Annotated in this window: 22 protein-coding genes; 10 read left to right on the top strand and 12 right to left on the bottom strand. The window is 73.6% G+C overall.

Going from position 1 to position 24,335, the window contains the following annotated elements:
• Positions 1-173 precede the first annotated feature (173 nt).
• Together ACFPK1_RS22755 and ACFPK1_RS22750 are read left to right on the top strand one after the other, a co-directional pair.
• The gene (locus tag ACFPK1_RS22755) at positions 174-1,142 is read left to right on the top strand and encodes a DUF8129 domain-containing protein (RefSeq protein WP_378023229.1); all 969 of its coding nucleotides are present in this window, start codon (positions 174-176) and stop codon (positions 1,140-1,142) included.
• Between the two features lie 75 nt (positions 1,143-1,217).
• Entirely contained in the window at positions 1,218-1,469 is a 252-nt protein-coding gene (locus ACFPK1_RS22750) for a hypothetical protein (RefSeq protein ID WP_378023228.1), read from the top strand.
• An 18-nt stretch (positions 1,470-1,487) separates the two neighbouring features.
• Here the strand turns inward: ACFPK1_RS22750 and ACFPK1_RS22745 are convergent, their stop codons facing one another.
• From ACFPK1_RS22745 to ACFPK1_RS22725, 5 genes are all read right to left on the bottom strand, one after another.
• Positions 1,488-1,979, bottom strand: coding sequence for a hypothetical protein (locus tag ACFPK1_RS22745; protein ID WP_378023227.1), 492 nt, complete (start codon positions 1,977-1,979; stop codon positions 1,488-1,490).
• Positions 1,976-2,212 (bottom strand): hypothetical protein, encoded by a 237-nt coding sequence (locus tag ACFPK1_RS22740; protein WP_378023226.1) that lies wholly within the window; start codon positions 2,210-2,212, stop codon positions 1,976-1,978. Before ACFPK1_RS22740 ends, ACFPK1_RS22745 begins: the two co-directional genes overlap by 4 nt.
• A gap of 143 nt (positions 2,213-2,355) precedes the next feature.
• The gene (locus ACFPK1_RS22735) at positions 2,356-3,534 is read right to left on the bottom strand and encodes a 2Fe-2S iron-sulfur cluster-binding protein (protein WP_378023225.1); all 1,179 of its coding nucleotides are present in this window, start codon (positions 3,532-3,534) and stop codon (positions 2,356-2,358) included.
• On the bottom strand, positions 3,531-5,432 hold the full coding sequence (locus ACFPK1_RS22730) for an NAD(P)H-dependent oxidoreductase subunit E (RefSeq protein WP_378023224.1): 1,902 nt from the start codon (positions 5,430-5,432) through the stop codon (positions 3,531-3,533). Before ACFPK1_RS22730 ends, ACFPK1_RS22735 begins: the two co-directional genes overlap by 4 nt.
• Before the next feature lie 3 nt (positions 5,433-5,435).
• Complete coding sequence (locus ACFPK1_RS22725) at positions 5,436-7,376, bottom strand: molybdopterin oxidoreductase family protein (RefSeq protein WP_378023223.1); 1,941 nt, start codon at positions 7,374-7,376, stop codon at positions 5,436-5,438.
• Between the two features lie 205 nt (positions 7,377-7,581).
• On the opposite strand from ACFPK1_RS22725, the gene ACFPK1_RS22720 reads away from it, so the two are divergent.
• Genes ACFPK1_RS22720 through ACFPK1_RS22710 form a run of 3 tightly spaced genes read left to right on the top strand, consistent with a single transcriptional unit; the run spans position 7,582 to position 10,076 of the window.
• The gene (locus ACFPK1_RS22720) at positions 7,582-8,094 is read left to right on the top strand and encodes a hypothetical protein (protein WP_378023222.1); all 513 of its coding nucleotides are present in this window, start codon (positions 7,582-7,584) and stop codon (positions 8,092-8,094) included.
• A 60-nt stretch (positions 8,095-8,154) separates the two neighbouring features.
• The gene (locus ACFPK1_RS22715; protein ID WP_378023221.1) at positions 8,155-9,009 is read left to right on the top strand and encodes an SDR family oxidoreductase; all 855 of its coding nucleotides are present in this window, start codon (positions 8,155-8,157) and stop codon (positions 9,007-9,009) included.
• Positions 9,010-9,056: 47 nt separating this feature from the next.
• Positions 9,057-10,076 carry an NAD-dependent formate dehydrogenase gene (locus ACFPK1_RS22710; RefSeq protein WP_378023220.1) on the top strand — a complete coding sequence of 340 codons (1,020 nt, stop codon included), beginning with the start codon at positions 9,057-9,059 and terminating at the stop codon, positions 10,074-10,076.
• Positions 10,077-10,126: 50 nt separating this feature from the next.
• Here the strand turns inward: ACFPK1_RS22710 and ACFPK1_RS22705 are convergent, their stop codons facing one another.
• The gene (locus tag ACFPK1_RS22705; RefSeq protein ID WP_378023219.1) at positions 10,127-11,317 is read right to left on the bottom strand and encodes a fatty acid desaturase family protein; all 1,191 of its coding nucleotides are present in this window, start codon (positions 11,315-11,317) and stop codon (positions 10,127-10,129) included.
• 285 nt (positions 11,318-11,602) lie between these two features.
• Here ACFPK1_RS22705 and ACFPK1_RS22700 point away from each other — a divergent pair, with 285 nt between their 5' ends.
• The gene (locus ACFPK1_RS22700) at positions 11,603-13,129 is read left to right on the top strand and encodes a protein kinase domain-containing protein (protein WP_378023218.1); all 1,527 of its coding nucleotides are present in this window, start codon (positions 11,603-11,605) and stop codon (positions 13,127-13,129) included.
• Positions 13,130-13,132: 3 nt separating this feature from the next.
• On the opposite strand, the gene ACFPK1_RS22695 is transcribed toward ACFPK1_RS22700, so the two are convergent.
• From ACFPK1_RS22695 to ACFPK1_RS22680, 4 genes are all read right to left on the bottom strand, one after another.
• Complete coding sequence (locus ACFPK1_RS22695; protein WP_378023217.1) at positions 13,133-13,279, bottom strand: hypothetical protein; 147 nt, start codon at positions 13,277-13,279, stop codon at positions 13,133-13,135.
• Between the two features lie 232 nt (positions 13,280-13,511).
• Complete coding sequence (locus tag ACFPK1_RS22690; RefSeq protein WP_378023216.1) at positions 13,512-13,847, bottom strand: hypothetical protein; 336 nt, start codon at positions 13,845-13,847, stop codon at positions 13,512-13,514.
• A gap of 83 nt (positions 13,848-13,930) precedes the next feature.
• Positions 13,931-15,427 (bottom strand): multicopper oxidase family protein, encoded by a 1,497-nt coding sequence (locus ACFPK1_RS22685; protein ID WP_378023215.1) that lies wholly within the window; start codon positions 15,425-15,427, stop codon positions 13,931-13,933.
• Positions 15,428-15,440: 13 nt separating this feature from the next.
• Positions 15,441-15,893, bottom strand: a complete 453-nt coding sequence (locus ACFPK1_RS22680; RefSeq protein WP_378023214.1) for a hypothetical protein — start codon at positions 15,891-15,893, stop codon at positions 15,441-15,443.
• Between the two features lie 276 nt (positions 15,894-16,169).
• Between ACFPK1_RS22680 and ACFPK1_RS22675 the strand changes: the two genes are divergently transcribed.
• Positions 16,170-16,436, top strand: coding sequence for a PspC domain-containing protein (locus ACFPK1_RS22675; protein WP_378023213.1), 267 nt, complete (start codon positions 16,170-16,172; stop codon positions 16,434-16,436).
• Positions 16,437-16,505: 69 nt separating this feature from the next.
• Positions 16,506-18,548, top strand: coding sequence for an NAD(+) synthase (locus tag ACFPK1_RS22670; protein ID WP_378023212.1), 2,043 nt, complete (start codon positions 16,506-16,508; stop codon positions 18,546-18,548).
• Between the two features lies 1 nt (position 18,549).
• On the opposite strand, the gene ACFPK1_RS22665 is transcribed toward ACFPK1_RS22670, so the two are convergent.
• The gene (locus ACFPK1_RS22665; RefSeq protein WP_378023211.1) at positions 18,550-19,458 is read right to left on the bottom strand and encodes an SCO6745 family protein; all 909 of its coding nucleotides are present in this window, start codon (positions 19,456-19,458) and stop codon (positions 18,550-18,552) included.
• Between the two features lie 199 nt (positions 19,459-19,657).
• Here ACFPK1_RS22665 and ACFPK1_RS22660 point away from each other — a divergent pair, with 199 nt between their 5' ends.
• Positions 19,658-22,030, top strand: a complete 2,373-nt coding sequence (locus tag ACFPK1_RS22660) for a xanthine dehydrogenase family protein molybdopterin-binding subunit (RefSeq protein ID WP_378023210.1) — start codon at positions 19,658-19,660, stop codon at positions 22,028-22,030.
• A gap of 68 nt (positions 22,031-22,098) precedes the next feature.
• Positions 22,099-22,869, top strand: a complete 771-nt coding sequence (locus ACFPK1_RS22655; RefSeq protein WP_378023209.1) for a bestrophin-like domain — start codon at positions 22,099-22,101, stop codon at positions 22,867-22,869.
• 3 nt (positions 22,870-22,872) lie between these two features.
• Here ACFPK1_RS22655 and ACFPK1_RS22650 read toward each other — a convergent pair whose 3' ends face one another.
• Positions 22,873-24,309 (bottom strand): glucose-6-phosphate dehydrogenase, encoded by a 1,437-nt coding sequence (locus tag ACFPK1_RS22650; RefSeq protein ID WP_378023208.1) that lies wholly within the window; start codon positions 24,307-24,309, stop codon positions 22,873-22,875.
• Positions 24,310-24,335: the final 26 nt, after the last annotated feature.

Here is a 24,335-nt window from a genome sequence, read left to right as displayed (position 1 = left end):
CCCGCGGTGCGTCCCAGCGCACGGATCGATCCGGACGCTGCACGAATACGGGGACGGTGGCGGTGGTAGCCGATGGGTGACCGGCCGGTAGGCCGGCCTCGCGAGCGTCGCGGTGACCCCGCGACCGGCGGGGAACGCGAACGAGCAACCCGATCCGTTCACGAGGAGAACTGTTGAGCACAAAGGCCGACATGATCGCCCAGCTGCGTTCGATGCTGCAGCTGACCCAGACCGAGGTCCAGGTCGCGCGCATCCGGGTGTCGCAGGCGCGTACCGAGGCCGTGCGCAAGGAGCTCACCGAGAACGCGCGCAACGCCCAGCTGCGCACCGAGGAGATCGCCCGCGAGCTGCAGCGCCTCGGCGGGGTCGCCGACGTCGTCTCACCGCTGGTGGGACGCGTGGGCGCCGTCGTCAAGGCCACGATCGAGCAGGCGGGCCCGGTCGACGAGGCCCTGCTCGGCGACCTCACCCTCGAGCACCAGCTGCGTGACCGCGCCGTCTACCTGCGCGGGCTCGCCCAGGCCGCCCACGAGCCCGGCGTGCGCACGCTCGCCGAGCGTCTCGAGAAGGCGCACAGCGCGACCATCGAGTGGCTGACCACCGTGCTCGCCGAGCACGCGCTCGGTGGGCCGCCCGCGCTGAAGCCGACCCCGGTGCAGATGGTGGTCGGCGGTGCCACGCGCGCCGTGCGGCTGCCGGTGGACTTCGCCCGCGAGCAGGTCAGCCGATGGGTCAACCGTCTGCAGCAGGGCGGCGACCAGGTCCGCGCGGTCGTCACCGACACCGCCGGCCGCGCCGCCCGCCTCGGTGAGGACGCGCGGGACGTCGTGGTCACCGGCCGCGACGCCGCGCTCGACCGCGCCGAGCAGGTCAGCCGCCGCGAGGGGGCGACCGACGCCGCGCAGGTCCTGCACGAGGCCCGCACGCGCCTCGGCGCGCTGCACGCCTCCGAGCTGCCGATCCGCGACTACGACACGCTCGGCGTCAACGACGCCGTCGCGAGGATCAAGCAGCTCGAGGACATCGAGGACCTCAACAAGGTCATCGTCTACGAGGAGGCGAACAAGAACCGCTCGGGTGTCGTCTCCGCGGCCCAGACGCGCCACGCCGCGCTGGCCCAGGAGCTCGTCGGCATCCGCTGAGCGCGACGCCGTACCGCGACCGGCCGGGTCCCCACCACGGGGCCCCGGCCGGTCGCGTACGTCCGGAGGTGTGCCGTGGCGTTCCTGCGCAGCAACGACCTCGACGGCGAGGACTTCCGGGTCACCGTCTCCTGCACCGACCTGCCCGGCGCCGAGTACTGGAACACCTGGGACATCCAGCCCGCGATCTACGAGGGCTTGCGGCCCCCGGCCCGGCCCGCGCAGCACAGCGAGGACCAGGCCGGGGAACAGACCGGGCGGATCACCGAGGAGCCCGCCGACGAGCGCCGGGTCGCGGCCACCACGGGGGCGACCGAGGGCACGTGAGCCGTCGACCGCGGCCGCTCAGTTCTTGACCGCCCCCACGATCGCCATCACGAGCAGCACGATCGCGAGCACCAGCAGCACGACCGGCGCGAGCACCGCGGTGAGGATCAGCAGCAGCGCGACGACCACCTTCGTCGACGTGCTCATCGCCCCGACCGCGCCCTTGATCGCCGCGACCACGGGGTTCTGGCCCTGCAGCGCCGCGAGCCCGGCCCTGATCATCGCGTTGCCGCCCACGCCGCCGGGGAGCTGACCCTTGACGGCGTCGGCGGCGATGTCCCCGAGCTTGTCGGCGTACTCCTCGACCTTCGCGGCCGCCACCCCGGCCAGCCGGTCGATCGCGGTGACGGCCAGGGCGCGGAGCCGGTCGCCCGCGGACGGCGGCCCCGCGGATGCGGCCGACGACGGGGACGAGGCCGACGCCGTCGGGTTCCCGTTCGGCACCGACACGGGCCGGGCCGGCGCGGGGCGCCCGTCGGCCACCGGGTCGAACGCGGCAGCGGCGGTCACGCCTGCGCCTGCGCCCGCCGAGCGAGGGCGAGCCCGTCGCGCATGCCCTCGGCGTAGGACCGGGTCTCGCGTTCCTCCACCGACGGCTCGTCCGCCGGCTCGCTCTCGATCAGGGTGGTCAGCACCGCTTCGACGTCCTCCACCCGACCGGCCTCGACGAGCTGGTGCAGACCCTCCACCACCTCGTCGGTCCGGTCCTTCTTGCCCGATGACTTCTTCTGTGACACAGCCACGGCGGACTCCTTTCGTCGAGGCCGAGCAGCCGGTTGCGCACACCTCATCAGTCGTGTTCCCCGTCCAGAAGGTCCGCCACGGTGATGGCGACCCATGGCCGCGCGTGTTCGGCCGGACGCTGTCGGTGACGGGGCCGGACGGCTCAGAGGTTCTGCACGTGCTGGAACCCGAACCGCCCCTTGATGCAGAGGTGCCCGTGGGTCACGGAGTGGTCCGACGGGCTGGTGACGTTGACGATCTCGTTCTGCTGGACGTGCAGCTCGAGGTTGCAGCCCACCCCGCAGAAGGAGCAGATCGTGGTGGTGACCGTCTCCTCCTCGGGGTGCCAGTCGCCGGCCTCGCGCAGGTCGTACTCGCGGCGCGACACCAGCGCGCCGGTGGGGCACACGCCGATGCAGTTGCCGCAGTAGACGCACGCCGACTCGGGCAACGGGGCGTCGAACTCGGTGGCGATGCGGGCGTCGAACCCGCGCCCGGCCGCGGCGATCGCGAACGTGAACTGCGCGTCGGTCCCGCAGGCGTTGACGCACTTGTAGCACATGATGCAGCGCGAGTAGTCCCGCACGTAGAGGTCGTTGTCGACCTTGACGGGCTGGGCGACGGTGGCCGCGGTGGACCCGTCGGGGGCGTGATGGTGGCCCGGGTGGCGACGGTCGCGCTCGCCGGCCGCGGCGGGCTCGGCGAACGGCCCGTACCGCTCGGTGTCGACGCCGTACTCGTCCATCCAGCGCTGGACGTCCGCGCTCGCCCGGTCCATCGCCACCGACGACCCCAGCAGCTCGAGCACCATGCGCCGGCTGTGGCGGACCTTCTCGGTGTCGGTGCGGACCTCCATGCCGTCCTCGCACTTCCGTGCGCAGGACGGCACCAGCGTGCGCGAGCCCTCGACCTCGACCACGCAGACCCGGCAGGCGTTGATCGGGTCCATGTTCGGCGCCCAGCACAACGTCGGGGTGTCGGCCTGCTCCGGGGTGCCCTCGTCGTGCAGGGCGCCGAGGATCGTCGTGCCCTCGGGCACCCGCACCTCGCGGCCGTCGAGGCTCACCGTCACCCGGCGCTTGATCGTCCCGAGCATCACCGGGCCGGAGCCCAGGCGTTCCTCGGGACCGCGGGCCGGCGCCACCGGGTCGATGACGGTCGGCCCGACCGGCGCGGGGACGTCGGTGTCGCCGTCGGTGCGCTCGCCCGGCGGGGGCCCCGTCTCCGTGGTGGTGGCGACGGCCGCGCCGCCCGACGCCTCGGTGGGTCCGTCGATCGGCTCGTCCGCGGGGGCGGTCGACCCGCCCTCCGGTCCGACCGGTCCCTTGCCCGTGGTGGTCATGAGCTGGGCACCCTTCCGTTGCGCGACCCGTTCGAGGGCCGGTCGAGCAGCCCGAGGTCCAGCGCCGAGGCGATGGCCGCGGGCGCGGTCTGGCCGAGGCCGCAGATCGACGCGTCCCGCATCACGCGCGCCAGGTCGTCGAGCAGGGCGAGCTCGGTCTCGCGGGACCCGAGCGGGGCGTCGCGCTCGAGGCGCGCGAGCGCCTCCTCCTGCCGCACCGTGCCGACGCGGCACGGCACGCACTGCCCGCACGACTCGTCGCGGAAGAACGCCGCGATCCGGCGCAGCGTGCCGGTGAGGTCGGCGTGGGAGTCGAACACGAGCACCACGCCCGACCCGAGCGTCGCCCCGATCTCGCGCGTGCCCTCCAGGGTGAGCGGGACGTCGAGGTTCTCCGGCATGACGAACCCGCCCGCGGCGCCGCCCAGCAGCACCGTGCGCAGGTCGCCCCGCGCGCCGCCGGCGAGGTCGAGCAGCTCCCGCAGCGTCGTGCCGAACTCCACCTCGTAGACGCCCGGCGTCCCGACCGCCCCGGACACGCAGAAGAGCTTCGTACCCGTGGAGCGCCCGCCGCCGATCTCGGCGAACGCCTGCCCGCCGATGTCGAGGACCCCGAGCACGTTGTAGAGCGTCTCGACGTTGTTGATCGCGGTCGGCTTGCCGAACAGGCCGTTGACGCTCGGGAACGGCGGCTTGTTGCGCGGCTCGCCGCGGAAGCCCTCGATCGACTCGAGCAGCGCGGTCTCCTCGCCGCAGATGTAGGCCCCGGCGCCGCGGCGCAGCTCGATGTCGAAGGCGAAGCCCTCGCCCATGACGTCCTCGCCGAGGAAGCCGCGGGCGCGGGCCGCCGCGATCGCGTTCTCCAGCCGGCGCGTCGCCAGCGGGTACTCGCCGCGGATGTAGAGGTAGCCGGTGCGCGAGCCCGTCACGTACCCGGCGATCGTCATGGCCTCGATGAGCCCGAACGGGTCGGACTCCATCAGCACGCGGTCCTTGAAGGTGCCGGGCTCGGACTCGTCGGCGTTGCACACCAGGTAGTGCGGCCGCTCGGGGGCGCCGGCGACGCCCTTCCACTTCACGCCGGTCGGGAAGGCGGCGCCGCCGCGTCCCATCAGCGAGGAGTCCTCGAGCTCGGTGATGACCCGCGTCGGGCCGAACTCGACGGCCCGGCGCAGCGCCCCGTAGCCACCGTGCGCGCGGTAGTCGTCGAGGCTCTCCGGGTCGACGACCCCGATCCGGCGCAGCAGCCGCAGCGGGCTGCCGCTGGGCAGACGCGCCCCCGGCCCGGACTGCGGCACGCTGACCCGGGTGTCGTCGAAGACCGCGTCGGCGGCCTCGGCGGTGCCCGCGTCGGCCGTCCGCGCCGCGGCCACGACGGCGTCCGGCGTGGCCGGGGCCTGGCTGAGGTCGCGCTCGCCGGTGCGCTGGTGGAGCACCGCGGGCGCCCGCTCGCACAGCCCCAGGCAGGGGGAGCGGACCCAGCAGACGTCGTCCCCGGCGCCCTCGGCACCGAGCTCACCGGTGAGCGTCTCGATGATCTCCTCGCCGCCGTACGGGCCGCACGCCACGTCGTCGCAGACGTGCACGACGTGCGGTGCGCGCGGCTCGACGGAGAACATCGCGTAGAACGTCGCGACGCCGTAGATCTCCGCGGGCGGGACCGAGAGCGTGCGCGCCACGTGGTTGAGCGCGCCCTCGGAGATCCAGCCCACGGCGTCGTGCACGGCGTGCAGCACCGGCAGCAGCAGGTGGCGGCGGGCGCGGGCGTCGTGGCCCGCGTGGTGCGAGCGCGTCGGCCGGTCCTCCCGGCTCGACGGGCCCACGAGGTCGCCGAACGCCGCGTCGATCGTCTCCTGCTCGAGCGTGGTGGGTTCGGCCTTCGAGAGGTGCAGATCCATCCGTCAGCTTCCTGCCACCGGCAGTGCGGGGGCGCGCTCGGACAACTTCTCGACTCGGACCGCCGTGGCCTTGAACTCCGAGGTCCCCGACTTGGGGTCCCAGGCGTCGTTGGTCAGCACGTTGACGTCCACCTCCTCGGTGAAGTGGGGCGTGAACGAGGCCAGCCCCGGGCGCAGTGACGGATCGACGGCGATCGGTGCCTCGACGGCACCGCGCCGCGAGACCACCCGCACGCGCTCGCCGTCGGCGATGCCGAGGCGGGCGGCGTCGTCGGCGTCGATGCGCAGCGACTCGCGGCGGCGCAGCGGCGAGGAGTACCCGCCGGTCTGCACCCCGGAGTTGTAGGCGTCGAGCACCCGCACCGTGGTCAGGCGGATGGGGAAGTCGGCGTCGAGGGCGTCGACGGGCGCGACGTGCTCCACCGGCGTGAACGGCGCCGGCCGGCCCCGGTCGGCGGGGTCGTCGGCCCAGAGCCGGGCGTGCATCAGCGGCGTGCCCGGGTGGTCGAGCGACGGGCACGGCCACTGGATTCCGCCGAGCGCGTCGAGCCGCTCGTAGCTCATGCCGGCGTGCCAGTTGAGCGAGACCGAGCGCAGCTCGTCCCACACCTCCTCGGCCGTCGGCTCGCCCCAGTCGTGCCCGAGCGCGGTGGCCAGCGCACAGATGATGTGGGTGTCCGGGCGGGCCTGCCCCGGCGGGTCGATCGCCTTGCGGACGCGCTGGACCCGGCGCTCGGAGTTGGTGACCGTGCCCTCGTACTCGCACCAGTCGGCCGTCGCCGGGAACACGACGTCGGCGAGCTGGGCCGTGGCCGTGAGGAAGATGTCCTGCACGATCAGGCAGTCGAGCCCCTCGAGCATGTGCCGGGCGTGGGCCGCGTTGGCCTCGGACTCGGCGGGGTTCTCGCCGATGCAGTAGAGCGCGCGCAGCTCGCCGCGCTCCATCGCCTCGAACATCTGCGAGAGGTGCATGCCGGGCTCGGAGCGCAGCGTCACCGGGTGCTCGGGGGTCGACCACGCCGTCTCGAAGCGGTGGCGCGCCTCGTCGTCGCCGAGGTCGTAGCCGCCGGGCAGCTTGGCCGGGATCGAGCCCATGTCGCCGCCGCCCTGCACGTTGTTCTGCCCGCGCAGGGGGACCAGCCCCGAGCCGTAGCGGCCGACGTGCCCGGTGAGCAGCGCGAGGTTGATCAGCGCGAACACGTAGTCGGCGGCGTTGTGGTGCTCGGTGATGCCCAGGGTCCAGCAGATCTGCGCGCGGTCGGCCCGCGCGTAGGCGTGCGCCAGTTCCTTGATCGTCGCGGCGGGCACGCCGGTGATCTCCTCGGCGCGCTCGAGCGTGTAGGGCTCGACGGCCGCGGCGTAGTCGTCGTAGCCGGAGGTGGACCGGTCGACGAACGCGTGGTTCACCAGGCCCGCGTGGATGATCTCGCGCCCGATGGCGTTGGCCAGCGCGATGTCCGTGCCGACGTCGAGACCGAGCCAGGCGTCGGCCCAGTGCGCGGTCGAGGTGTGGCGCGGGTCGACCGAGTACATGCGGGCGCCGTTGCGCAGCCCCTGCAGGACGTGGTGGAAGAAGATCGGGTGGGTCTCACGCGCGTTGGAGCCCCACAGCACGAGCAGGTCGGCGTGTTCCGCCTCCACGTAGGCGGAGGTGCCGCCGCCGGCACCGAACACCGTCGTCAGACCGACGACACTGGGAGCGTGTCAAGTGCGGTTGCAGCTGTCGACGTTGTTGCTGCCCATCACCACCCGCGTGAACTTCTGCGCGGCGTAGTTCATCTCGTTGGTCGCCTTCGAGCAGCTGAACATGCCGAACGCCTCTGGGGAGACCCCGCGCAGGCCGGCGGCCGCGCGTTCGAGCGCCTCGTCCCAGCTCGCCGGCCGCAGGGCGCCGTTCTCCCGGACCAGGGGTTCCGTGATCCGGACGTGGCGTGGCTTGCGCATTGATCAACCCTCCGAACGCTGTTGCCGCGGCCACCACTGTAGGTGTCGATGGGAGGCGCGTCACACGCGGATTTCGTGCTGGGAAACTTTGTTTCCTGACACCTCCCTCGGCGTCCGGAAGGTCCCTTCCGCTCGCCTGTTCGGGGGTGCACGGTTCGGGGTAACGACGCACACACACGAGTCGGGGCCGACGAGGAGGAGCGACATGGCGGGCAACCCGAGGGTCGAGCAGGTGGTCGAGCAGGTCCGGAGCCTCAACGAGCAGATCGTCGATCGCGCCCGCCAGGGCGGCGAGGAGTCGCTGCGGGCCTACAAGGAGCTCCTGGAGAACCTCGCCGAGGCCGAGGAGGCCGCCGGCGACCGCACGGCCGAGTGGGTCCAGGCGTTCGCGCGGGCCCAGGCGTCGTTCACCCGCGAGCTCGCCGAGGCCTTCCCGGCGCTGCTGCAGCGGCTGGGACAGGGCTTCAGCGGGGTCACCGGGGCGGCCGCGCAGCAGGCGCGCCGGGTGCCGGGGGTGGCGACGGCCGAGGGCGAGGCCAAGGGCGCGGTGTCGGTCGAGGACGACCTGCCGATCGAGAACTACGACGACCTGAACGCGGCCGACGCCGCCAAGGCGGTCGAGGGCCTGTCGGCGGGCGACCTCGGCAAGGTCGACGCCTACGAGCGGCGCACCAAGAACCGCAAGACGGTGCTGGACAAGATCGCGTCCCTGCGGTGACGGGTGTCCGTGCCCGGGTCCGGTGTTTCGGGCCCGGGCGCGGGCGTCAAGCCGCCGCGCATGACCTCCGAGCAACCTCCTCCGCAGGAGCAGACCTACCCGGGCAGCACCGGCGCGATGGACCCCGAGCCCACCGACGAGATGCGCGGCTACGTCGGGCGCGACCTGCTGGCCGGGCGCCGCGCGCTCATCACCGGCGGCGACTCCGGCATCGGGCGCGCCGTGGCGATCGCGTTCGCCGAGGAGGGCGCCGACGTCGCGATCAGCTACCTCTCCGAGGGCGACGACGCGACGCACACCCAGCAGCTCGTCGAGGGCAAGGGGCGGCGCTGCGTGCGGCTGCCCGGCGACATCGCCGACCGCGACCACTGCGCCCGCATGGTGCAGCGCGCCGTGGACGAGCTCGGCGGGCTCGACCTGGTGGTCAACAACGCCGCGGTGCAGACCCCGGTGGACGGGCCCGAGGAGCTCTCCGACGAGCAGTGGGACCGCACGTTCGCCACGAACGTCTCGAGCTTCTTCTGGATCACCAAGGACGCGCTCCCGCATCTCGGGGAGGGTGCCGCGATCATCAACACCGGCTCGGTGAACGGGTTGCGCGGCAACAAGTCGCTGCTCGACTACTCCGCGGCCAAGGGCGCGGTGCACGCGCTGACCATGTCGCTGTCCCAGCAGCTGCTCCCGCGCGGCATCCGGGTCAACTGCGTGGCGCCCGGCCCGGTCTGGACACCGCTGATCCCGGCCACGATGCCCGAGGACAAGGTCGACTCGTTCGGCGCGCAGGCCCCGATCGGCCGCGCCGCCTCACCCGACGAGATCGCCCCGTCGTACGTGTTCTTCGCGGCGGACCGGCTCTCGTCGTACTACAGCGGCGAGGTCCTGGCCCCGGCCGGCGGCGAGACGCATCCCGGCTGACGTCACACCGCCGTGTCCCGGGCGGCGGGCGCCGGGTAGCCGACCGCATGAAGGTCGTCTACGTGTCCTACCCGCCGTCCGACGCCGCCGACGGTGACGTCCTGGCGAGCGCCGGCCAGGCGCTGGGGCTGCAGGAGTTCCTCACCTCCCGCGGCCACGAGCTCGTCACCACCACCGACACCGGTGCGGGGCTCGACGAGGAGCTCGCCGACGCCGAGGTGCTGATCACGACGCCCTTCTGGCCGGTGTACCTCGACGCCGACCGGGTCGCGAAGGCGTCGAACCTGAAGCTGGTCCTCACCGCCGGCGTCGGCTCCGACCACACCGACCCGGAGACCGCGCGCCAGCACGGCATCACGGTGGCCGAGGTGACCGGCAGCAACGTCGTCAGCGTCGCCGAGCACAACGTGCTGCAGATCCTCGCCCTGGTGCGGAACTTCATCCCGGCCCACGACAACGCCCGCGAGGGCGGCTGGGACGTCGCCGGGGTGTCGGCGCCGTCGCACGACCTCGAGGGCAAGACCGTGGGGATCGTCGGGCTCGGGGCGATCGGTGCGCGCACCGCGCTGCGGCTCAAGGGCTTCGACGTGACGATGCTGTACTACGCGAACCACCGCCGGTCGCCGGGGGAGGAGGCCACGCTGGGCGTGCGCTACGCCCGGCTCGACACCCTCGTCGCGCAGTCCGACGTGATCTGCCTGGCGCTGCCGCTGATGGACGGCAGCCAGGCCCTCTTCGGCCCCGAGCGCCTGAAGGCGATGAAGCCGGGGTCGTGGCTGGTAAACACCGCGCGGGGCGCCATCGTCGACCGGGACGCGCTGGTCGAGGCCCTCGAGTCCGGGCACCTCGCGGGCTACGCGGGGGACACCTGGTACCCGCAGCCGGCGCCGGCCGACCACCCGTGGCGCTCGCTGCCCACGGGCCACGAGGCCATGACCATCCACTGCTCGGGGATGACGCAGGAGGCGCAGGTCAAGATCGCCGAGGGCGTGCGCGAGATGCTGGAGGCGCACTTCGACGGCAGGCCCCTGCCCGCCGACTACGTCATGGTCGACCCGGCGGCGTAGTCATGTGAGCACTTTCCGGGCCCATGGGCCCGGAAAGTGCTCACACAGGGTCAGGCGGCCACCGGCTCGCGGATCTCGACGGCGTCGGCGGGCTCGGTGCGCGGGGCCGGGGCGTCGGCGGCCGGCTTCTCGCGGCCGGTCAGGCGGGCCACGAAGCGCTTGAGCTCGCCGGCCACCGGCAGCGAGAGCTTCCAGATCGAGCGCGTCGACTGCCAGAACTGCTTCGGGAACGGGCCGGTCGTGTACGGCAGGTCCCAGCGGGCGCAGATGTCGCGCACCTTCTCCGCGATCTCCGGGTACCGGTTGGACGGCAGGTCGGGGAACAGGTGGTGCTCGATCTGGTAGCCCAGGTTGCCGCTCATGAGGTGCATGAGCTTCCCGCCGGTGAAGTTGGCGGACCCGAGCAGCTGGCGCAGGTACCACTCGCCCCACGTCTCGCCGTCGAGCTCCTCCTCCGTGAAGACCTCGGCCCCATCCGGGAAGTGCCCGCAGAAGATGATCGCGTACGACCACACGTTGCGGACGAGGTTCGCCGTCGCGTTCGCCGCGATCGTCGCCGGGAAGAACGGGCCGGACAGGGCCGGGAAGAACACGTAGTCCTTGAGCGCCTGCTTGCCGGCCTTGCGCCCGATCTGGCGCAGCTTGGCCTTCATCTGCTCGGGGTCGGCGTCCATCGTCGCCGCGCCCTCGATGTCGAGGTCGTGCAGCGCGACGCCCCACTGGAACAGGAACATCAGCAGTGCGTTGTAGAGCGGCTGGCCCAGGTAGTACGGGTGCCACGGCTGGTCGGAGCGGACGCGGAGGATCTCGTACCCGACGTCCTTGTCCTTGCCGATGACGTTCGTATAGGTGTGGTGCAGGTAGTTGTGGGAGTGCTTCCACTGCTCGGCCGGGCAGACGTTGTCCCACTCCCACTGCGCCGAGTGGATCTCCGGATCGTTCATCCAGTCCCACTGGCCGTGCATGACGTTGTGGCCGATCTCCATGTTCTCGATGATCTTGGAGGCGGCCAGAGCGGCGGTGCCGGCGATCCAGAGCGGCGGCAGGACGCTGCCGACGAGCGCGATGCGCGCGCCGGTCTCGAGGCGGCGCTGCAGGGCGATGACGCGCCGGATGTAGGCGGCGTCGTCCGCGCCGCGCGAGGCCTCGACCTCCTGGCGGATCGCGTCGAACTCACGCCCGATGGCCGCGACGTCGGCCTCGCTCAGGTGCGTGAACTCCTTGATGTCCGAGATGGCCACGGCGGGGTTCCTTCCGCGTCGGGGGAGTCGGTCGGTACCTGAAGTACTGGGTACCGACGGTACCGAGCATGTGGCGTGAACGGGCCCGTGATCGCTGTGGTGCTGCGCACCGAGCCGGCGATGACCCCCGTCACACGCTGTCGCGGGCGGGTCGGGTGCGGACGCCCGCGCGGGCCGGGCGAGGATGCGTGCCACCCGATCGGGGGGCCCGATTTTTCGTCGTCAGATTCGGTAACGGAAAGGTCACGGCCCGCGATAGGCGGTCACGGAGCAGAAGGGAGGGGTATGTCGACGCCGACCTCGGTGCCGAACGCCCTCGGCGACGCACGGGCCACCATCGAGCCCGGACGCCTGGTCGCCGGGCGCTACCTCCTGATCGCGCCCGTGGGGCGCGGTGGCTCGGGCTCGGTCTGGCGGGCCCACGACGAGCTGCTCGACCGCGACGTCGCCATCAAGCGGCTGCACGGGGGACGGGCGCTCGACGCCCAGCGCGCCCGGCAGATCCGCGACCGCGCCCACCGCGAGGGCCGCGTCGCGGCGCGCCTGCACCACCCGCGCCTCGCCGCGATCTTCGACATGACCGAGCTCGACGGCGAGGTCTGCCTGGTCATGGAGTACGTGGCGGCCCCGTCGCTCGCCGACCTCCTCGACCGCGAGGGCTCCCTGCCGCCCGTGCGGGTCGCGTCGATCGGGGCCCAGATCGCCGAGGGCCTCGCCGCGATGCACGAGCGCGGCATCGTCCACCGCGACGTCAAGCCCGCCAACGTCATGATCGGCGCCGGCGACGCGGTGACGGTCACCGACTTCGGCATCGCGGTCGTCGACACCGACCCCGCCACCGCCGACCAGCTCGTCGCCGGCACCCCCCACTACATGGCCCCCGAGCTCGCCCGCGGCGGCACCGCCACCGCCGCGGCCGACGTCTTCTCGCTCGGCGCCACGCTCTACGCCGCCCTCGAGGGCGCCCCGCCCGCGGGCGACGGCGGCAACGCGCTCGAGGTGCTCTCGCGCGTCGCCACCGGCGTCGTCACCCCGGCCCGCCGCGCGGGTGACCTCACCCCGGTGCTGCGGGCCCTGCTCGACCACGACCCCGCCCGCCGGCCCGACGCCGCCCGCGCCGCCCGGATGCTCGCGAGCCATGACGCCGACGCCGGGCCCCCCACGGGCGTCGGGCCGGTGGTCGCCGTGCGCTCCGACCTGCTCGGGGCCGATGTCACGCCCGAGCCGCTCGCCGCGGACGACGCCCGTACCGGCCCGCTCCGGCTGCCCGGACGCGTCGCCGCGAGGGCGGGCACCGCGACCGCGGCGGTCCCGCGCGGGCGCGCGACGCGGATGGTCACGCCCGTCGACGCCGGCGCGGACCGCCCGGCGCGCGCGGCCCGGATCGGTCGCCCGACGCGGCGGGTCGCCGCGGTGGGTGCGGGGCTCGTCGGCGTGCTCGGTGCGGCCGGGATCGTGGCCGCGGCCACCGGCACGTCCGACCCGACGCCCGTCGCGGCCCCGGACACCGCCGCGCCCCCGGCGCCGATGCCGGTCCCGGTGGCGGCGCCGCCGGTGATCCCGGCGGGCCCGACCACCACGCCCTCGCGCGCCACCCGCTCCGCCACCGCCGACGACGTCGAGGAGGTCGCGTCGTCCACGCGGGCGACCTCGGCCCGGCGCTCGCGCGACGCCTCCGCCGAGCGCGCGGCCGCGCAGTGGGAGCGCTGGTTCGAGCGCTGGCGGGCGCAGGCGCGCGCGGGTCAGGGCAACGGCAACGGCAACGGCGACGACCACTCCCCGCGCGGACGGGCCCGCGGCCACGGCCGCTGACTGTCAGTCCTCCGGGTGCTCGTCGCGCACGGGCCCCCGGGGCGACGGCACGCCGCCGCGCTCGTCGGGCGGTGGTGCGCTCGGGCGGGGGCGCACGATGCGCCGGATGCGCGGCTCCTGGATGAGGCGGTCGTCCGTCCGGTCGCGCATGGTGCCTCCCGTGCGTCCGCGATGGCGGGGACGTCGAGGGCCGAGGCTACGGGCGGACAGCGCGCGAGCGCTGTACGTCATTGTGCGTACGTCCGGGTGGCGGGGGTGCGGGTCGTGCGGTGTCGACCTTCACGACGACCGGACCGCCCGGTACGTTCCCGGACGGGACCGCCGGTGCGGACGAGGGGCCCGCACCGGCGAGGGCCCGGGGCGCGGAGCAGCGTCGAGGGTGTCAGACGCCGCCGCGCAGCACCTCGCAGAGCACCACGGGATCGGCGTCGGCCGGCAGCGCGAGCGGGTGCCACCGCGGCGCGCGGCGCAGCGCGGGGTCGGTTGTGACCTCCCACCCCTCGGCGGCCGACCAGCGCAGCGCCCGCACCTCGCGGGGCGGGTCGGCGAGCACCCGGAGCGTGAACCCGTCGGCGGCGGGCAGGGTCTCGACCTCGTCGCCATCGAGCAGGTCGAGCGCGGTGGCCGCGGCCTCGGCGCACGCGGTGGCGTGGGAGACCAGCCAGGGCTCCGGCTCGAGCGGGGCGAGCGGGGCCGGGGGAGCGGTCGGCGCGGTCATCGGGGGTCACCTCCGGGCGGTCCCGGGATCCGGCCGGGCACCGCGTGGTTACCGGCGAGTATCCCCGCGTCCCCGGGACGGCGTCACTCCGGGTCGTTGTGGGGGTCGCCACCCACCCGGTAGGGCGTCGTGACGCCCTCGTACATGAGGTGGGCGATCAGCCCCTCGCCGGGATGGGCCAGGTTGTGGCAGTGGTCCATCCACAGGCCCGGGTTGTCGGCGACGAACGCGATGTCGACGCTGTGGCCGTCCTGCACGTCGATGCTGTCGGTCCACCACGGGCTGCCGGTGGCCGGGACGCCGTCACGGGCGAGCACCACGGCGTGGTGGCCGTGCAGGTGCATCGGGTGCAGCTCGCCGCTGGCGTTCTCGACGTGCATCCGGACGACGTCGCCCTTGCGCACCACGTACATCGGCACGTCGGGCCAGAGGTGACCGTTGACCGTCCACCACAGGCCGGGGGTGCCGTCGAGGAACCCGGGACGCCGGCCGATCACGTAGTCGAAGCTCCGGGTCGCGGCGGCCGGGTCGAACGGCAGCGCCGCGGGGGTGCCGTGGTGCAGCGGGTCGAGCTCGGCGGCCGGCCGCGGTGTCGGGGCCAGGGGTCGCCCGAAGGTGACCGCCGACGCGCCGCCCAGCTCGACCCGCACGCCCGCGCCGTCGGCGGGGAGGTCGATCTCGAGGTCGGCGCGCCCACCGGCGGTGACGGCGAGCGAGTCGGTCGACGGGGTGGGCCCGGTGACCTCGGTGCCGTCGATCGCGGCCAGTCGGTAGGGCGCGCCGCCGACCCACACCTGGACCGGCCCGTTGTCGGTGTTGACGACCCGCACGCGCACCCGCTGCCCGGGGGCGCCCGCGGCGGGCACGTCGCCCTCGAGGCCGTTGACGGTGCGCCGGCCGGCGTACAGGTGGGTCAGCGCCGTCGTGTCGACCGTGTCGCCGAGCGCTTCGCGCGGGGTGACGACGAGCGCGCCGAAGAGCCCGCCCTTGACCTGCGGGTCGGCGACCTGGTGCGAGTGGTACCAGAACGTGCCGGCCTGGTCGGCGCGGAACCGGTAGACGAAGGAGCCGCCGATGCCCACGGCGTCCTGGGTGACGCCCGCCACCCCGTCGTCGCCGGCCGGGACGTCGTAGCCGTGCCAGTGCAGGGTGACGCCCTCGGCGACGTTCTCGTTGACCAGGCGCACCTGCACCATCTGCCCCTGCACCGCGCGGATCTCGGGGCCGGGCGTGGTGCCGTTGAGCGTGAAGCCGTCGACCACGCGGCCCGACGCGAGCGTCACGCGCCCCGCCCGTGCGACGAGGATCAGGTCGACGTCCGCGGGGCCCGGGGGCTCGCGCAGCTGGTCGACCGGGATGCCGGCCGCACCGCCGTGCGCGGCGTGGTCCGTGCCGGCCGGACCGCCGCCCAGGTCCGGCGTGCCCATGTCCTCGACCGAGTAGGTCGACGGCGCCAGGCTGTCGACCCACATCCAGGCGATCGGGACGACGACCACGAGCGCGGCGACGACGGCGACCAGGGTCCGGCGGCTCCTGCCGCGGCCCCGGGTGCGCCGGAACGGCCGCCGCGCTCGCAGCATCGGTCCGGCCCGCTCAGACGACCGCGGCGGTGCGCTCGTCGACGGTGCGCGCCGCCGGCGTGAGCCGCGCGGACATCACCGCGGTGACGAGGATGGCGAGGGCCAGCGCGCCGTGGAGCATGCCCAGCGACGGCACCGCGTGCGCGATCATCCCGAGCAGGACCTGCGCCACGACCATGAGGAACAGCGCGGCCGCCAGCGCGACGCCCCGCGTCAGCTTGGCGAAGAACGAGACGACCAGCAGGAGCAGGGCCACGACCGGCACGATGATCGTGCCGTTCATGCCGTGGACCATGAAGCCGACGACCCCGTCGAACTGGGGCTCGGCCTGCATGGCGGCCGCGTCGAGCACCCCGCCGTTCTGGATCCAGGTGGACAGCCCGAACAGGGCCCACGCGATCGCCGCGGCCTGGACGACCACCTCGAGGGCGAGGATCCAGGCCAGAACCCGATAGGTCGTGCGCACGGCCGACCCCTTCCCGCGGGTCCCCGACACCGCGTCCGGGCCGCCCGCACTTCGTGGTGGTCCACCGGGAGCCCAGTGGTGGCGGTCACAATAAGTCAGATTTGGGCGCCACGGCTAGTCCGAAGGAATGACTACGCGTGGCGCAAGCAGTTGGTCGTGACGATGCGTGACAGATGGGGCGGGTGGGGACGCCACCCCACCTCGGGGTACGGACCAGGGTCGAACCCGGGACCGACCCCGAGGGCAGGGCCGGCGCGCGGCGGCACGCTCGGAGCCATGACCACACCGCAGAGCCGCCCCACCCCCTCCACTTTCGGCTTCCGCCGCAGCGTCGGTGACCGCTGGATCGCCGGCGTCTGCGGCGGTATCGCCGCCCGCACCGGCCTCGACGTCACCCTCGTGCGCGTCCTCGCGGTACTCCTGGCCGTGTTCGGGCACCTCGTGGGTCTGATCGCCTACCTGGCCGCCTGGGCGCTGGTGCCCGAGGAGGGGGCGGAGCGCACGACGAGCGCGCCGCCGGACCCGTCCTCGACCATCGTGTGACCTCCCGGCGCAGCGCGGGCGGGCGATCTACGCTCGCCCGCGTCGTCGCCCCCCGGGAGGACCCCACCGATGCCCACCCCGCCCTTCACGTCGGTCTACCACCAGGGGTTCGTGCGCGTGGCCGCCGCGACGCTGCGCACCACGATCGCCGACCCGGCGGCCAACGCGAGGTCGTTGCTGGCCGTCGCCCGCGAGTGTCACGACGACGGCGTCGGCCTCGTCGTCTTCCCCGAGCTGACGCTCTCGGGGTACTCGATCGAGGATCTGCTCCTGCAGGACACGCTGCTCGACGCCGTCGTCGACGCGCTGGGCGAGGTCGTGACCGCGTCGGAGGACCTCACCCCGGTGCTCGTGGTCGGCGCCCCGCTGCGCCACCGTCACCGGATCTACAACTGCGCCGTCGTCGTGCACCGCGGGAGCGTGCTGGGGGTCGTGCCCAAGACCTACCTGCCCAACTACCGCGAGTTCTACGAGCCGCGCCAGCTCGCCGCGGGCGCGGGGGAGGACGGCACGATCGCCCTGCTCGGTGCCGACGTCCCCTTCGGCGCCGACCTGCTCTTCGCGGCCGCCGACGTCGACGGCCTCGTGCTGCACGTCGAGGTGTGCGAGGACATGTTCGTCCCGATCCCGCCGAGTGCGCAGGCCGCGCTGGCCGGGGCGACGGTGCTGGCGAACCTCTCGGGCAGCCCGATCACCGTCGGCCGCGCCGAGGACCGCCAGCTCCTGGCGCGCTCGGCGTCGGCCCGCTGCTCGGCCGCGTACGTCTACGCCGCGGCGGGGGAGGGGGAGTCGACCACCGAGGTCTCCTGGGACGGCCAGACGAGCATCCACGAGAACGGCGCGCTGCTCGCCGAGACCGAGCGCTTCCCCTCCGGCGAGCGCCACGCCGTCGCCGACGTCGACCTGCGCCTGCTGCGCTCCGAGCGCCTGCGCATGGGGACGTTCGACGACAACCGCCGCCGCCACGGCCGCGACTTCCGCACCGTCTCCTTCACGCTCGCCCCGCCGGCGGGCGACATCGGGTTCCGCCGGGAGGTCGAGCGCTTCCCGTTCGTGCCGTCGGACCCGGCCCGCCTCGAGCAGGACTGCTACGAGGCCTACAACATCCAGGTCGCCGGCCTCGAGCAGCGCATGCGGGCCATCGGCAACCCGAAGATCGTCATCGGGGTCTCCGGCGGGCTCGACTCCACCCATGCCCTCATCGTCGCCGCGCGGGCGCTGGACCGCGCGGGGCGCCCGCGCTCGGACATCCTGGCCTTCACGCTGCCCGGCTTCGCCACCGGCGAGCGGACGAAGTCGAACGCGCAGCGCCTCGCCGAGGCCCTGGGCGTCACCTTCGAGACGATCGACATCACCGAGACCGCCCGGCTCATGCTGGGCAACCTCGGGCACCCCTTCTCCCGCGGCGAGCCGCAGTACGACGTGACCTTCGAGAACGTCCAGGCGGGCCTGCGCACCGACTACCTCTTCCGCGCCGCCAACCAGCGCGGCGGCATCGTGCTGGGCACCGGCGACCTCTCCGAGGCCGCGCTGGGCTGGTCCACCTACGGCGTCGGCGACCAGATGTCGCACTACACGGTGAACACCGGCGTCCCGAAGACCCTGGTCCAGCACCTCATCCGCTGGGTGATCAGCTCGCAGCAGTTCGACGACGACGTGAGCACCGTGCTGGCCGACGTCCTCGACACCGAGATCAGCCCCGAGCTCGTGCCGGCCGACTCCGACGAGGAGATCCAGTCGAGCGAGGAGAAGATCGGGCCCTACGACCTGCAGGACTTCAACCTCTACTGGGTGCTCCGGCACGGGTTCCGGCCCTCGCGCATCGCGTTCCTGTCCTGGCACGCGTGGCGCGACCTCGACGCGGGCTCCTGGCCGCCCGGCTACCCGGAGGACGACCGCCGCGCCTACGACCTCGCCGAGATCCGCCGGTGGCTGCAGGTGTTCGCGCAGCGGTTCTTCGGATTCGCGCAGTTCAAGCGCTCGGCCATGCCGAACGGGCCCAAGGTCGTCGCCGGCGGGTCGCTCTCGCCGCGCGGTGACTGGCGCGCGCCGTCGGACTCGTCGGCGACGATCTGGCTGGACGAGATCGAGCGCTGCGTGCCGGAGAGCTGACTCAGCCGGCGGCGCGCTTGTAGGGGTCGGGCGGGAACCAGCCACGGGCCACGACGGCCCCCGACCAGCCGCCCAGGGCGTCGACGAGGCGGTCGACGTCGTCACCCAGGGCGTCGACGACGGGCTGCTGGGCGCGGTCGGTGGCCGCCTCGACCCGGTCGCGCAGGCGGCGCCCCTCGGCGGAGAGCGCATCCCCGTCCAGCAGCCCCCGCGCGCGCAGCCGCGTGAGCGCGGTGTCCATGGCCTCGGGCGACCACCCGCGCGTCGAGGTGTACTCCAGCAGCTCGAACCCGACCCACAGCTCGGTCAGCACGTTCGCCTCGATGCCGTCGAGGCCCGCGGCGACGCAGGCGGCGACGTGGGAGTCGCCGCGGTGCTCGCGCAGCAGCGTCGTCGCGTGCCACAGGCGTCCGTGGGCGTCCCGCGGCCAGGGCAGCGCGGACAGCCCGGCGTAGAGCGGGCGCCCGATGACGTCGGCGGGGTCGAGCGCGACGCGCAGCGCCTCGACCACCGTGTCGATCTCGGCCTCGCCCACGTCGGCCAGCACGGTGCGCAGGGCCGCGGTGCCGGCCCGCTCGCGCATGGCGCGCAGGTCGGTCACGGAGCACGCGGCGCGCGCCTGGTCCCAGAGCCCGCCCACCAGACCGGGCTCGAACACCGCGAACGCCGCCGCGACCACCGAGCCCTCGACGTCGCCCAGGGCCGAGGCGCGCCCGCCGACGTAGCCGCCGAGGAAGTCGAGGCCCGCCGCGCCGCTCTGCTCGGCGGCCGGGTCGCTCCACACCGTCACCATCGCGAGCGGCTCGACGGCGTCCCGCAGGCGCCGGGCGGCCCCGGACCCGACGGGAGGGTCGACGACCGTCCCCGTCCGCGGCTGACAGAAGACGGACCGGGCCTCGTCGAAGTCCATGGCGCCGGATCGTCGCCCGCGACCGCGTTCCCGTCCATAGTTGTGGGCGACCTGGACGACGACGATCAGATCGTGCACGACCGACGGGACCGCGGCTGGCCGCACGCCGGGTTCCGGTGGGCCGAATGCCGACTCGACGTGCGGGCGTCGGTCTGATCTTCTGATCGCCACGGCACGGGCACCACTGGAGGACCCCCGCATGACCATCACCCCCACCCGGACCACCTCGATCTTCGGCAACTCGGTCAAGCGCACCGAGGACAAGGGTCTGATCCGGGGCGCCGAGGACTACACCGGAGACCTGCCGATCGAGGGTTCGCTCCACGCGGTCTTCGTCCGCTCGCCGATCGCGCACGGCACGATCACGAGCATCGACGCCTCCGAGGCGCGCTCGATGCCGGGCGTCGTCGCCGTCTACACCGACGGCGAGCTGAACGTGAACGACCGCGCCGGGCTGCCCGGCGTCGTCCCGGACGCGATGAGCCGCCCGGCCCTCGCGCGCGGCAAGGTGCGCTTCGTCGGCGACATCGTCGCCGTCGTCGTCGCGGAGACCGCCGGTCAGGCCCTCGACGCCTCCGAGACCGTCTTCGCCGACATCGAGCCGCTGCCCGCGGTCACCGACATCGAGGCCGCGCTCGCCGACGACGCGCCCCGCCTGTTCGACGAGCTCGAGTCGAACCTCGTCGCCGGGGCCGGGACGGGCGACGTCGAGGGCATCTTCGACGCGGCCGACACGGTCGTGAAGGGCACCTTCTACAACCAGAAGCTCGCCGGCGTCCCCATGGAGCCGAACGCCTGCGTCGCGATCCCGGGCGACGAGGGCCGGATCAAGATGTACCTGTCGACCCAGGGCCCGCACGGCGCGCGCGACGCGATGGCCGGTGACCTGGGCATCGACGGCGAGAACGTGCACGTCATCGCGCCGCGCGTCGGCGGCGGGTTCGGGCCGAAGATGCACGCCTACCAGGAGTGGGGCATCGTCGGCGCCGCCGCGCTCGCCCTGGGCAAGCCGGTCCGCTGGAACGAGACCCGCTCCGAGAACATGCTCTCGATGGTCCACGGGCGCGCCCAGGTCCAGCACGTCGAGCTCGGCGTGAAGAACGACGGCACGATCGTCGGGCTGCGCGCCACCGCCATCGGCGACGCGGGCGCCTACCCCGTCCTCGGCACGATCCTGCCCAGCCTCACCCAGCTGATGGCCCAGGGCGTCTACGACATCCCGGCCATCGACTTCACGTGGAAGGCCGTCGCCACCAACACGACCCAGATCGGGGCGTACCGCGGCGCCGGGCGGCCCGAGGCCACGCAGATGCTCGAGCGGATCATCGACATGGCCGCCGACGAGATCGGCGTCGACCCGCTGGAGATGCGGCGCAAGAACTTCCTGACGCCGGACAAGTTCCCGATGACCAGCATCACCGGGGCCCAGTACGACAACGCCGAGCACGCCAAGGCGCTCGACGCGGCCAAGGAGGCGGCGGGCTACGACGCGCTGCTCGCCGAGCAGCAGAAGCTGCGCTCCGAGGGCTCGCGCAGGGCCATGGGCATCGGCATCGCCTCCTACGTCGAGGTCACCGCGCCGCTGGGGCTCGACGTCGAGTTCGGGTCGGCGCAGGCCCACCCGGACGGCACCTTCACGGTCATGGCGGGCACGAGCGCGCACGGCCAGGGCCACGAGACCGCCTTCACCCACATCGCCTCGCAGATCCTCGAGGTGCCGATGGAGAAGGTGCGCCTCGTCCAGTCCGACACGGCGCTGGTCCGCAGCGGCAACGGCACCGCGGGCTCGCGGTCGCTGCAGACCGGCGGCAGCGCGATCTGGACCGCGTCGGAGAAGCTCGTCGGGCGCGCCCGCGAGATCGCCGCGCACATGCTGGAGGCCGCGCCCGAGGACATCGAGCACCGCGAGGGCGGGTTCGGCGTCAAGGGCGTCGGCGACGCCCAGGTCACCTGGGCGCAGGTGGCGACGGCGTCCGAGGACGGCTCGGGCTTCGAGTGGGGCCAGGGGCGCCCGCTGCTCGAGCAGCTCGACTTCGAGCAGGGCCAGTCGAGCTTCCCGTTCGGGTCGCACATCTCGGTCGTCGACGTCGACCTCGACACCGGCATGGTGAAGCTGCGCCGGCACATCGCCGTCGACGACTGCGGGCGCATCCTCAACCCGATGCTCGTCACCGGCCAGCAGCACGGCGGCATCGCGCAGGGCATCTCGCAGGCCCTCTTCGAGCGCGTCACCTACGACGAGGACGGCAACCCGACCTCGGGCAACCTCGCCTCCTACGTCATCCCCTCGGCCGCGGACCTCATCTCCTACGAGGCCACGAACACCGAGACGCCGACCCCGCTCAACCCGCTCGGCGCCAAGGGCATCGGCGAGTCGGGCACGATCGGCTCGACGCCCGCCGTGCACAACGCGGTGGTCGACGCGCTCTCGCACCTCGGTGTGCGGCACGTCGACATGCCGCTGACCCCGGAGACGGTGTGGCGCGCGATCCAGGGCGCCGCCGGCAGCGACCCGGCCAACCGTCCCGCCGCCGGCCCGGAGTACGCCGGCGAGCCGGGCGCCCAGCACTGACCCCCACGTGAGCGAACTTCGGGGCTATAGCCCCGAAGTTCGCTCACATGGGCCGGAGGGGGGCGGGGATGATCGCGTGGCCGGGGCACGCGCCGCTGCCCGTGCTGGTGCTGGTGGTCTTCGCCGCGGTCTACCTGGGCGCGGCGCTGGTCCTCGCCGGGCTGTGGCTCGCGCGCCGGTCGGGGCACGGCGAGTCGCTGGGGCCGCTGAGCCCGGGACTGCTCTCCCCGCTGGGCCTGATCTTCGGCCTGCTCGTCGGGTTCCTCGTCGCCGACGTCTGGGCCGACCGCGACGACGCCGCGGCGGCCGTGAGCCGGGAGGCGAGCGCGCTGCGCGACGTCGACCTGCTGATGGGGGCGTTCCCGGCGCAGCACCGCGAGGTGCAGCGGCTGCTCGCGGAGCAGATCGACCAGTACGTCACCGACGAGTGGCCCGAGATGGCCGACGGCGACGCCACGCTCACCGTCGCGCCCGCCCGGCTCGTCGCCGTGCAGGCGGCCGTCCTGTCGCTGCCGGTGCAGACCGAGGGGCAGCGGGTGGCCCAGGACCGCCTCGTGACCGCGGTCGACCAGGCCCTGGAGTCCCGGCGGACCCGCCTCGTGCTCAGTGGGTCGGCGATCGATCCCCTGCGGCTGACGGCGCTCTACCTCGTCGCGCTCACGACGCTCGCCGCCATGGGCTGCATCCACGCCGACCGGCTGCGGCGCGCCGGGGTGTCCCTCGCGCTGCTCGCGACGGCGATGGCGCTGGCCCTGACGCTGCTGTGCGCCCAGGCGGCCCCGTTCGCCGGCTACTTCGCGATCGACCCCGACCTGCTGCTCCAGGTCCGCCCCACGTGAGCACTAGCCGGGGAGCACCCAGCCGACGGGGTCGGCGAGGCGCAGGGCGGACTCGGGGCCCCAGGAGCCGGGCGCGTAGGGCTCGGGCGCCCGGTGGTCGTCGAGCACCTCGGCCGCCGCGATCCAGACGTCCTCGAGGCCGTCGGGTCGGGTGAACAGCGCGCGGTCGCCGGTGAGCACGTCGTGGATCAGCCGCACGTACGGGGGCAGCGGGTCGCCGCCGGACAGCGTGTCGAGCGGGATCTGGGTCCAGGTGGTGCCGAGCTCCGAGGAGGCCCCGGGCGTCTTGACGTTCATCGACAGCGCCAGCGCCCCGTCGCCGGCGAGGTCGAAGCACAGCACGTTGCCCCGCGTCGGCAGGTCGCGCTCGTCGACCGGGCCGTCCTGGGGGTCCCGGAAGATGAGGTTGACCTTCTGGTGGCTCTCGGCCATCCGCTTGCCGGTGCGCAGCAGGAACGGCACGCCGCGCCAGCGGTCGGTGTCGATCCACAGCCGTGCCGCCACGAACGTCTCGGTGGTGGAGTCGTCGGCGACGTGGTCGAGGTCGCGGTAGCCCTCGAACTGGCCGCGGACCACCTCGTCGCGCTGCAGCGGGCGGAAGTGCCGCACGGCCTCGTCGCGGGCCGCGGCCACGTCGTCGGCGCGGAACGACGCCGGCGGGTCCATCGCGACCTCGGCGGCCACCTGGAACAGGTGCGTCACGAGCATGTCGAGCACGGCGCCGGTGGCGTCGTAGAACTCGGCGCGGTCGGCGACGTCGAGGGTCTCCGGGACGTCGATCTCCACCGCGGCGACGTGGTGGCGGTCCCAGGAGCTGCCGAACAGGCCGTTGGCGAAGCGCAGGGCCCGCAGCTCCTGGGTGGCCTCCTTGCCCAGGAAGTGGTCGATGCGGAAGACCTGCGACTCGTCGAGGACCTCGTGCACGACCCGGTCGAGCTCGCGGAAGCTCTCGAGCGAGGTGCCGAAGGGCTTCTCGTAGACCACGCGCGAGCCCTGCGCGAGGCCCTGCGCCCCGATGGCACGCGTGTACTCGCCGAACGTGGTCGGCGGCAGGCCCAGGTAGTGGACGAGCTGGGCGTCCTCCCCGATCTCGCCGCGGGCCTCGGCGATCCGGTCGAGCAGCTCACCGGGGTCGTCGGCGGTGAACCCGCCGCCGGCGAAGCGCAGCCCCGCGGCGAACTCGTCCCAGGGACCGTCCTCGGGCGTCAGGCCGCCGAACTGCTCGAGGGCCTCGCGGACCTCGTCGCGGAACTCGTCGTCGGTCTTGGTGCGGCGCCCGTTGCCGATCAGCCGCCAGTCGTCGGGCAGGAGCTTCTCCTGGACCAGGCGGAAGAACGACGGCAGGACCAGGCGCTTGGCCAGGTCGCCGGTGGCGCCGAACAGGACGAAGACGGTGGGGCCGGGTGCGTCCTCGGACGGCCCTGACGCGGACGAAGTCACGGGAGCATCGTGCCCGCGATCAGGGA

The organism is Actinomycetospora rhizophila (assembly GCF_042657905.1).
GTDB classification, from domain to species: Bacteria; Actinomycetota; Actinomycetes; order Mycobacteriales; family Pseudonocardiaceae; genus Actinomycetospora; species Actinomycetospora rhizophila.
The sequence above is the reverse complement of the archived record's forward strand: the minus strand, read 5'-3'. Positions and strand labels throughout refer to the sequence as shown.